Below are 9,540 nucleotides of genomic sequence, written 5' to 3'. Positions count from 1 at the left end.
CGGTGGTCGCGTTGAGCTTCATGGTGCAGGAGCCCAGCGGGATCATGCCGCGGTCCAGCGCGTAGTCCTTGTCCGCCAGCTTGCGCAGGTACCGCAGCATCGCGGTCTCGCTGCGGTGGCTGTGGAAGACCGGGTGCGCCAGGTAGTCGTCCGAGCGCAGCAGGCCCTCGGGCAGCGCGTCCGCGGTGGACCCGTCGAGGGCCTCGATGTCCGCGGTGACGCCGAAGGCGGCCCAGACGGCCTCGATGCCGGCGCGCAGCGTCGTCTCGTCGCAGGAGACGGAGACGTGGTCGGCGTCGACCTGGAACAGGTTGACCCCGCCCTCGCGGGCGGCGGCGACGACCTCGGCGGCCTTGCCGGGCACCCGGGCGGTGACGGTGTCGAAGTACGAGCCGTGCACCAGCTCGACCCCGCCGGCCGTCAGACCGGCCGCGAGCAGGGCCGCGTAGCGGTGGGTGCGGCGGGCGATCGTCCGCAGCCCGTCCGGGCCGTGGTAGACGGCGTACATGCCGGCCATGACGGCGAGCAGCACCTGCGCGGTACAGATGTTGCTGGTGGCCTTCTCACGGCGGATGTGCTGCTCACGGGTCTGCAGCGCCAGGCGGTACGCCTTGTTGCCGTCCGCGTCGACGGAGACGCCGACGAGGCGGCCCGGCAGCGAGCGGGCGTGCTTGTCCTGGACGGCCATGTAGCCGGCGTGCGGGCCGCCGAAGCCCATCGGGACGCCGAAGCGCTGGGTGGTGCCGACGGCGATGTCGGCGCCGAGCGCGCCCGGGGAGGTCAGCAGGGTCAGGGCGAGCAGGTCCGCCGAGACGGCGACGATCGCACCCAGCCCGTGCGCCTGGTCGATGACCGGCTTGATGTCCCGCACGGCACCTGAGGCACCCGGGTACTGCAGGAGCACGCCGTAGACGCCGCGCTCGGCGACCTCGGCGGGGATGCCCTCGGACAGGTCGGCGACGACGACCTCGATGCCGATCGGCTCGGCGCGGGTCTCGATCACGGCGATGGTCTGGGGCAGCGCGTCGGCGTCGACGAGGAAGACGTTGCCCTTGGACTTGCCGACGCGGCGGGCCAGCGTCATGGCCTCGGCGGCCGCCGTGCCCTCGTCGAGCAGGGAGGCGCCGGAGGTGGGCAGGCCGGTGAGGTCGGCGACGACGGTCTGGAAGTTGAGGAGCGCCTCGAGACGGCCCTGCGAGATCTCCGGCTGGTAGGGCGTGTACGCCGTGTACCAGGCGGGGTTCTCCATGACGTTGCGCAGGATCACCGGCGGGGTGAAGGTCCCGTAGTAGCCGAGACCGATCATCGAGGTCAGGACCTGGTTGCGGTCGGCGAGCGAACGCAGCTCCGCCAGCACCTCGGCCTCGGTCCGCGCCTCGGGCAGGTTCAGCGCCTCGGCGCTCTTGATCACATCCGGTACCGCGGCAGCGGTCAGTTCGTCCAGCGAGCCGTAGCCCACGTGGGCGAGCATCTTCGCCTGCGCCTCGGCATCCGGGCCGATGTGGCGCTGCTCGAAGGGGATGCCTCGCTCCAGCTGGGAGAGCGGAATGCGGTTGGCGGTCATGTACGGAGGCCTCCTGGGTCGTACGACCTGCGAGGGGCACCACGGCGCGGGCACCCGGACGGCCTCCCCCTCTGTCATCTCAACCTGAGAGCTTCACCGGAGGCACGGGGGTGACCCGCGGACTCCGGCTTTCACCGTCGGTGAGGAGGGGAACCGGCACTGCGCGCCCGGCACCCGCCCCTGCTTTCCAGAGTGGCCTCACCACGTGCGGTACGTATGCCTGAGAGATTCCGGGGAGGATTTGCTCCTTCGGCGCCTCCGTCACGCTCACTCGGAGGACTCTCCCGCACAGGGTCAACAGCCGTCACCCAGCCTACCAGCGCGGTTCCGGGTCCTCCTTCGAGTGGCCTCCGCTGCGGAAATGCCTTTCTGTAGTCATTACGGAGGAGTTGCGACCATATGGAGGGACCGTGCAGACCGACATCGATCCGCGCAGCCTGATCGGCCGCAAGGCGTTCGACCGCAACGGAACCAAGATCGGCACAGTGGACGAGGTCTACCTCGACGATGCCACGGGCGTACCCGAGTGGGCGGCCGTGCGAACGGGCCTGTTCAGCCGGGACGCCTTCGTCCCGCTGGAGCCGAGCGAGGTCGTCGACGACACCCTGCGGGTCCCCTTCGAGCGCTCCCTCATCAAGGACGCCCCGGATTTCGGCGTCGGCCGCCACCTCTCCCCCGAGCAGGAGCTGCAGCTCTACCACCACTACGGGCTGGACGTCTCCCTCCCGTCGGACATCCGGCGCGACTTCGGCCGCCTGGCGAACGGCGACGACTCCACCTAGGCGGCCCCGGTCCGGGGCGGCTCGGGCCGGGCAGCGGACTCAGGCCAGTGCTTCGGGCTCGGGCCGGTTTTCCGAACGGGGCGGGGCTTCGGGCTCGGGCCGGGCAGCGGACTCGGGCCGGGCTTCCGAACGGGGCGGGGCTTCGGGCCCGGGCCGAGCGGCGGACTCGGGCCGGGCTTCCGAACGGGGCGGGGCTTCGGGCCCGGCCGGGGCTTCCGGTTCAGCCCGGGCCTCCGGCTCGGGCTTTCCCACGAGGGGCAGCGGGTCGGAGGGCTCCAGTTCGGGGTCCTCCACCCGGAAGGTGCGCACCCGGCCCGGTGCCGATCCGGGCTGCTCGAAGCGCACGGTCACCCGCCCGACGCCGCTGCCCTGTACCCACCCGGGCCCGTACACGGTGTGCAGGACGTCGCTCCCGGCCGGCCAGCGCCGCTCCGGGGCGGGCTCCGGGGTGACGGACGCCGGCGCGCCCTCGGGAGCCCCCACGGGCCCCACAGGCGCCGCAGACCCACCCGGCGCAGCAGCCCCGGCAGACTCTTCCGGCCCTGCGGGCCCTGCCGGCTCTCCCCGCTCTCCCGGCCCTGCCGCCCCCTCGACCTCCGCCGCCGCGTCCGGCACGGCGGCCCCGCCCGCCGCAGCGGGGTCCCCGGCAGCCGCCTCCGACGCCATGGACTGTGCGAACAGGTCCTCCTGCGTGTAGTCGGCCAGGCCCGTCACGCCCACGCCCAGCAGCCGCACCCCGCCCGTGGTGTCCACCGCCTCCAGCAGCCGTGCCGCGGCCTCCCGGACCACGGCGGGGTCGTCGGTGGGCCCGCGCAGCGTCTCCGAGCGCGTCAGGGTCGAGAAGTCGTAGCGCCGCACCTTCAGCACGATCGTGCGCCCCGAGTGCCCCGAACCCCGCAGCCGCTCCACGCACCGGTCGGCGAGCCGCTGCACCTCGCCCCGGATCCGCACCCGGTCGTGCAGGTCCACGTCGAAGGTGTCCTCGACGGACACGGACTTCGCGTCGCGCTCGGCGACCACCGGCCGGTCGTCCAGCCCCCGCGCCCACCGGTAGAGCCCCACCCCGTGCGAACGGCCGACCATCCGGACCAGCTCGTCCTCGCCGGCCTCGGCCAGCGCCCCCACGGTGGTGATCCCGGCCCGCCGCAGGTGCTCCCCGGTCGCCGGCCCGACGCCCGGCAGGGTCCGCACCGACATCGGGGCGAGCAGGGCCCGCTCCGTTCCCGGTTCGATCAGCAGCAGCCCGTCCGGCTTGGCCTCTTCCGAGGCCACCTTCGCCAGCATCTTCGACCCCGCCAGCCCCACCGACGCGCTGAGCCCGGTCGCGGCCAGGATGGCCGCCCGCAGCCGCTGCCCGGTCTCCAGGGCGGTCTCCGCGTCGAAGGCGGTACCACCGGCCTCCAGGTCCACGAACGCCTCGTCCAGGCTGAGCGGCTCCACGAGCGGCGACAGCTCCCGCAGCAGGGCCATGACCACGTCACTGACGGCCCGGTAGAGGGTGAAGCGCGGGATCAGGCAGGCGCCGTTCGGGCAGAGCCTGCGCGCCTGGGCCATCGGCATCGCCGAGTGCACCCCGAAGCGCCGGGCCTCGTACGAGGCGGTGGCGACCACCCCGCGCGGTCCGAGGCCGCCGACGATCACGGCCTTGCCGCGCAGGCTCGGCTTCGACGCCTGCTCCACGGAGGCGTAGAAGGCGTCCATGTCCAGGTGCAGGATGGTCGGCGCGGCTCTCACAGCCCCGATGCTGCCTCATGCCACCGACAATCGGCCGGGGCGCCGCCCGGCGGCTCCGGGAGCCGGCCCGGGACCGTGCTCAACCGGCCCGGTTGCGCCGCGCCGCCAGCTCGTCCGTCGGGTTGTGGCCGACCACCGTCTCGCCGGTGTCGACCCTCTCGCCGTGCAGCTGCGCCAGTGCGTTCTCGACGTCGCGCCAGACGACTCCCACGGCGATGCCGAAGATGCCCTGCCCGCCCTGGAGCAGGCTGACGACCTGGTCCGGCGAGGTGCACTCGTACACGGTGGCGCCGTCGCTCATCAGCGTCATGCGCTCCAGGTCCGAGAAGCCGCGGTCGCGCAGGTGCTGGACCGCGGTCCGGATGCTCTGCAGCGCCACCCCGGTGTCCAGGAAACGCTTGACGATCTTGAGGACGACGACGTCCCGGAAGCTGTAGAGCCGCTGCGTCCCGGAGCCGTACGCGGGGCGCACCGTGGGCTCCACCAGCCCGGTGCGCGCCCAGTAGTCGAGTTGGCGGTACGTGATGCCCGCCGCGGCGCACGCGGTCGGTCCCCGGTAGCCGACCTGCTCGGGGGCCGGATCCGGGCCCACCGGAGCGACCGGTACCGTTTCCGGCTGGCGGCGCGCGGAACCGGCCGCACTGCCGTGGAGCGGGTACGGCCCACCGTCACTCCGCACGGGGATGCCCCCGGTCGTACCGTCGCCCGTGACTCTCACGCCGACCCTCCGTCCTTGACCTGCCCCCTCGAAGGTAGGCAGTCACCAGGGGTGCGTCAACGATCGCCACACTCGGCACGCCGAGTGATAATCACCCTGAGAGTGGTTTCCCGTGACCTGTGACGGGGAAAGGCTAACCGAATGGGCTGTCACGGCCCGTGGACGGAGCGGCCGACGGCTCACTGCGGCCCGGTACCGAAGTCCTCCGGGGAGATCTGGTCGAGGAACTCGCGGAACTTCTCCACCTCGTCCTCCTGCTCGTCCGGAATGGCGATTCCGGCGTCGTCCAGCACGCCGTCGCTCCCGTAGATCGGCGTCCCCGTACGCAGGGCCAGCGCTATGGCGTCGGAAGGCCGCGCGCTCACCTCGACCCCGCTGGCGAAGACGAGTTCCGCGTAGAAGACGCCCTCCCGCAGATCCGTGATCCTGACCTCGGTGAGCTCCTCGCCGATCGCCTCCAGCACGTCCTTGAACAGGTCGTGCGTCAGCGGCCGGGCAGGGGCCATGCCCTGTTGTGCGAAGGCAATGGCGGTCGCCTCCCCAGGTCCGATCCAGATGGGGAGGTACCGGTCGCCTCCCACTTCACGCAGGAGCACGATCGGTTGGTTGGAGGGCATTTCCACCCGGACACCCACAACGTCGAGCTCGTTCACACAGCAACCCTAGGACCTGCTCGGCAGGTTTGGGTAGTCGGGCCCCCTCGGGAGATCATCGGGGTCAGTGCAGACGGACCCCGAGAGCGGTCTGCACCAAGGCCTCGTGGAGCCGTACGGACAGCCCTGCGAGCTCTTTCAAGGTGGCCTCGGCGTGCGCCCTGGTCTGCGGGTTGCGGTGCCGCCGCAGGGGTGCCACGACCTGTTCCACCAGGCCCGCCTCGCGATCCGCGGCGGCCTTCATGGCCCGCAGGTGCCGCGGCTCCAGCCCGAACCGGCCCAGATCCGCCACCAGCCGGGCCACGGTGACCGCCTCCGCGTCGTATCCGCCGCCCGGAGCCTCGCCGATCAGCCCGTACGACTCCCACTCGGCCAACTGCACCTCGTCCACCTCTGCGGCGGAGAGCAGCTCGGAGCGGCCCACCCGGGCCGCGGTCGGCCGGTCCCGGCCCACCTCGCCGTACACGGCGGCGGGTCCGGAGGGGTCGGCGGATTCCCCGTGCGCCGTGGGCGCCGGGATCCGGATCTGCTCGCCCCGGGCGAGGGCGTCGAGCTGGTCCCGGATGACTTTCAGCGGCAGGTAGTGATCCCGCTGCAACCGCAGGATGCGGGCCAGCCGCTCGACGTCCTCGGTGCTGAACTTGCGGTATCCGGAAGGTGTGCGCCGGGGCTCGACGAGCCCCTCCGCCTCCAGGAAGCGGATCTTCGAGATGGTGACTTCGGGGAACTCGTCACGCAGCAGGGTGAGCACCGTACCGATGCTCACCAGCCGCCCGGCCGAGCCGACGCTGCCGGCGGTGCCGCTCTTCGGGGCACCGCCGGTGGGGGGACGCAGCATGGGACCTTCCCTTGAAGGGTCAGACGCCCCGCAGGCTCGCGTAGAAGACCAGCCGGTACTTGCCGATCTGCACCTCGTCGCCGTTGTGCAGGGCGACCGAGTCGATCGGCTCACGGTTCACGTACGTGCCGTTGAGGCTGCCCACGTCGGAGACGGTGAAGCCGCCTTCCTGGCCCCTGCGGAACTCGACATGCCGCCGGGAGACCGTGACGTCGTCCAGGAAGATGTCGCTCTGCGGATGCCTGCCCGCCGTGGTCAGTTCACCGTCCAGCAGGAAGCGGCTGCCGGAATTGGGGCCACGCCGCACGATCAGCAGGGCGGAACCCGGAGGCAGAGCTTCCACCGCGGCCTGGGCCTCGGGGGACAGAGAGGACGACACGTGCTGTTGTCCCGACACCTCGGCCTCGTAGGCCTCGAGGCCCGAGATCGAGATCGTGGACGTGGTCTCCGAGGCACGCTCCGGCGTCAGACCCGCCCGCAGCGGCGCGCCGCAGTTGGAGCAGAACCGGCTGGCCGCATCGCTGCGGTGTCCGCACCTGCTGCAAACCTGCTCGGCCGACATGGACGGCTCCTCGCGCCGCGGCTGCCCCGCGGAGGCATTGGTGGCATACGGGTCGGGGGCAAACCCTCCACCCGAACTTGAGGTTGATGGTTCACCGAAACCTATGCGTCCGGAACCGGCAGGGTCAACAGACGACGCGCCGGGCGCACCCGGAACATCCCCCGCGCCGGCCACCTCGTCACGGAAGAGCGGCCGGTCGCCCGGACCTTCCACCTCCCCCTGCCCCGCACGGTGCCTGGCCGCACCGCTTTCCTCGCGGTTCTTCTTGCCGAACAACTTCTCAAACAACTTCACGGGCGATTCCCCTTGAACGAAACAGACCCGCCCGTGGGGCAGGACGAACTCCGAATGCACACACCTGCCGACCCGGACATTCTCACAACGTCCGTAACCACCAGACAGTTTCCACCACGCGGCACGACTTCAGTGCGCCGACCCCCCGCAGGCATCAGCCCGCGTGAGACGTTCCGCGCCCCGTCCCGCGTCACGACGATGACGACCGAGCGTAGTCAGGCTGCTTCGCAGCCCGCAAGGCATCCACAACGATCTTCGCCGACCGTGTGACGGCGACGGTGGCCTGTTCCTTCTCCAGCGTCTGCACGACACCGCCGGGGATGTTCAGGGCGGGCTCCAGATCCTGCGGCTTGCCGATCACCCTGAACTCATAAGGCTGTGTGATCTTCTTACCGTCGATGCCGACCCCGCCGCCCTCGTCCGAGAAGAACGAGCTCGCGACGATGCGCACACCGTTGATCTGGATCGCCTCGGCCCCGGCCGCCCGGAGCTCCTGGAGGGTGTCCAGCAGCTGGTCCGACTGCACCTGGCCCTTGGGATCGGTGATCTTCAGCGTGATGCCCGGCCCCTGCGCCGCCACCGTACCGGCCAGGATCCCGAGTTGGCGTTCCTTCTCGACGGTCTGCCGACGGGCCTCCTCCGCCTGGTTGGAGCTGCTCTCCAGCTCCTTGCGCTGGTCCTCCAGCCGCTGCTTCTCGTCCTCCAGGCGCTTGGTCCGCCCGTCGAGCTCGTCGAGGATCCGTACGAGGTCCTCCTGGCGGGCCCCGCGCAGCGCGCTGGAGTCGCTGTTCGAGCGGACCTGGATGGCGAGGCCCAGCCCGAGGACGAACAGGAGCAGCGCGACGATCAGTTGGGCCCGGCTCACGCGCGGCGGCCACAGCCCCTCCGCCAGCCGCTGCCGGCCGGTCTGTACGGGCGCGGTGGGCGAGGCCGGCGCGGAAGCCGAGGCAGCCGGGGCCGGCGCGCCGGGCACGGCGGTCTCGCCCGGCTCCGCGGGCCCGGCGGGCCGGGCCGGCGGGGAGGGCTGAGCCGGCCCGCCGGGCCGCGCCTCCCGCCGCGCGCCCTGCTCCGGCTCGTCCTGCGGCGGCAGCTCCGAGCCCATCGGCTCCTCGGGCGGATTGTCGTTCGTACTCATCGGCCTCACGCCCGGAACACGTGCCGGCGGATGGCCGCGGCGTTGGAGAAGATGCGGATGCCGAGGACGACGACCACACCGGTGGAGAGCTGCGAGCCGACGCCCAGCTTGTCACCGAGGAAGACGATCAGCGCCGCGACGACCACGTTCGACAGGAACGACACCACGAAGACCTTGTCGACGAAGATCCCGTCCAGCATCGCGCGCAGACCGCCGAAGACCGCGTCCAGCGCCGCCACCACGGCGATCGGCAGATAAGGCTCGACGACGGCCGGCACTTCGGGCCGGACCAGAAGTCCGACCACCACTCCGGCCACCAGGCCCAGTACCGCGATCACGATGCACCCTTCTTCGGCTCTTCTGCTGTGGCTGTACGTACGGTCAGGCTCGACGCGGCCGGCAGCCGCAGGTCGTCCGACGGGGACAGGGCGGCGCGGATCCCGTAGTTCTCCTGCAGGGCGTGCAGGTACTGGCCGTCCGCGGAGTCCTGGAACGCGGTCCCCAGCCGTTTCTTGTCCCCCACCGCCAGCACCTCGTACGGAGGCACCAGCGGCCTGTTGTCGACCAGTATCGCGTCACCCGCGGCCCTGATCGCCGACAACGCCGTCAGCCGCTGCCCGTTGATCGAGATGGCCTCGGCCCCCGACTGCCACAGGCCGTTGACGATCTTCTGCATGTCCCGGTCGCGCAGCCGCCCGGTGTCCGAGAAGCCGGCGTTCTCGCGCGGCTTGCCGCCGCCGCCCGACGAGGAGCCCTTGGCGTCGTCCACGACCAGCTTGACCCCCGGCCCGCGGACCTCCGTCGCACCCGACAGCAGCGCCACGAGCTGTCCCTGGTCGCCGCCCTGCTGCTTCAGCGCCGCGCGCTGGCGGCTCGCGACGTCCTCCCGCAGCCGCTCGATGTCCCGCTCCAGGCCGTCCGCGTGCTCGTCGGCCCGCTGTACCCGGTCGATCAGCTCCTGGCGCTCCTTGGCCAGCACCGGCGCGGCTATCCGCGCCTGTGCGGCACCCAGCGTGACGACCATGGCGGCGAGCACGAGCCCGGCGGCGAGCGCCAGCTTGGCCTTGAGGGTGCGGGGCAGACCCGCCGTACCCTCCGCCTCGCGCCGGGCCGACGCTTCCGCATAACCCTCGTCGAGGCTGTGGTCCATCACGTGCGTCAGCAGCGACATGGATGCGTCCGGACGCGCGGGAGGCGCCGGCGCCGGACTCCGGTTGTGGGGCGGCTGCGACATGCCGCTCATCGTCGCATGTCGCAGCC

Annotated in this window: 10 protein-coding genes and 1 riboswitch; of the genes, 1 reads left to right on the top strand and 9 read right to left on the bottom strand. The window is 71.7% G+C overall.

Annotated elements, in window-relative coordinates; genetic code table 11:
• The coding region (gcvPA, locus tag ACFXA3_RS24145; protein ID WP_385189993.1) for an aminomethyl-transferring glycine dehydrogenase subunit GcvPA at positions 1-1,564 on the bottom strand (1,564 nt) is incomplete at its 3' end.
• Between the two features lie 198 nt (positions 1,565-1,762).
• Positions 1,763-1,861: riboswitch (glycine riboswitch) on the bottom strand.
• A gap of 113 nt (positions 1,862-1,974) precedes the next feature.
• Here gcvPA and ACFXA3_RS24140 point away from each other — a divergent pair.
• Positions 1,975-2,346 (top strand): PRC-barrel domain-containing protein, encoded by a 372-nt coding sequence (locus ACFXA3_RS24140; RefSeq protein WP_385189990.1) that lies wholly within the window; start codon positions 1,975-1,977, stop codon positions 2,344-2,346.
• Between the two features lie 39 nt (positions 2,347-2,385).
• On the opposite strand, the gene ACFXA3_RS24135 is transcribed toward ACFXA3_RS24140, so the two are convergent.
• From ACFXA3_RS24135 to ACFXA3_RS24100, 8 genes are all read right to left on the bottom strand, one after another.
• The gene (locus ACFXA3_RS24135) at positions 2,386-4,080 is read right to left on the bottom strand and encodes a DNA polymerase IV (RefSeq protein ID WP_385189988.1); all 1,695 of its coding nucleotides are present in this window, start codon (positions 4,078-4,080) and stop codon (positions 2,386-2,388) included.
• A 79-nt stretch (positions 4,081-4,159) separates the two neighbouring features.
• Positions 4,160-4,798, bottom strand: a complete 639-nt coding sequence (locus tag ACFXA3_RS24130) for a MerR family transcriptional regulator (RefSeq protein ID WP_385189985.1) — start codon at positions 4,796-4,798, stop codon at positions 4,160-4,162.
• Between the two features lie 179 nt (positions 4,799-4,977).
• Entirely contained in the window at positions 4,978-5,451 is a 474-nt protein-coding gene (locus ACFXA3_RS24125; RefSeq protein WP_030009777.1) for a bifunctional nuclease family protein, read from the bottom strand.
• Positions 5,452-5,515: 64 nt separating this feature from the next.
• On the bottom strand, positions 5,516-6,289 hold the full coding sequence (locus ACFXA3_RS24120) for a MerR family transcriptional regulator (RefSeq protein WP_385189982.1): 774 nt from the start codon (positions 6,287-6,289) through the stop codon (positions 5,516-5,518).
• Positions 6,290-6,308: 19 nt separating this feature from the next.
• Positions 6,309-7,205, bottom strand: coding sequence for an FHA domain-containing protein (locus ACFXA3_RS24115; protein WP_385189979.1), 897 nt, complete (start codon positions 7,203-7,205; stop codon positions 6,309-6,311).
• 130 nt (positions 7,206-7,335) lie between these two features.
• The gene (locus ACFXA3_RS24110) at positions 7,336-8,280 is read right to left on the bottom strand and encodes a DUF881 domain-containing protein (RefSeq protein WP_385189976.1); all 945 of its coding nucleotides are present in this window, start codon (positions 8,278-8,280) and stop codon (positions 7,336-7,338) included.
• Between the two features lie 5 nt (positions 8,281-8,285).
• Positions 8,286-8,618, bottom strand: coding sequence for a small basic family protein (locus ACFXA3_RS24105; RefSeq protein WP_030158423.1), 333 nt, complete (start codon positions 8,616-8,618; stop codon positions 8,286-8,288).
• On the bottom strand, positions 8,615-9,523 hold the full coding sequence (locus ACFXA3_RS24100) for a DUF881 domain-containing protein (RefSeq protein ID WP_385189996.1): 909 nt from the start codon (positions 9,521-9,523) through the stop codon (positions 8,615-8,617). Before ACFXA3_RS24100 ends, ACFXA3_RS24105 begins: the two co-directional genes overlap by 4 nt.
• Between the last annotated feature and the right edge of the window lie 17 nt (positions 9,524-9,540).

Origin of the sequence: Streptomyces sp. NPDC059456, from assembly GCF_042750055.1 — a bacterium.
Taxonomy (GTDB): Bacteria; Actinomycetota; Actinomycetes; order Streptomycetales; family Streptomycetaceae; genus Streptomyces.
This window is presented reverse-complemented; position numbering and strand designations above follow the sequence as displayed.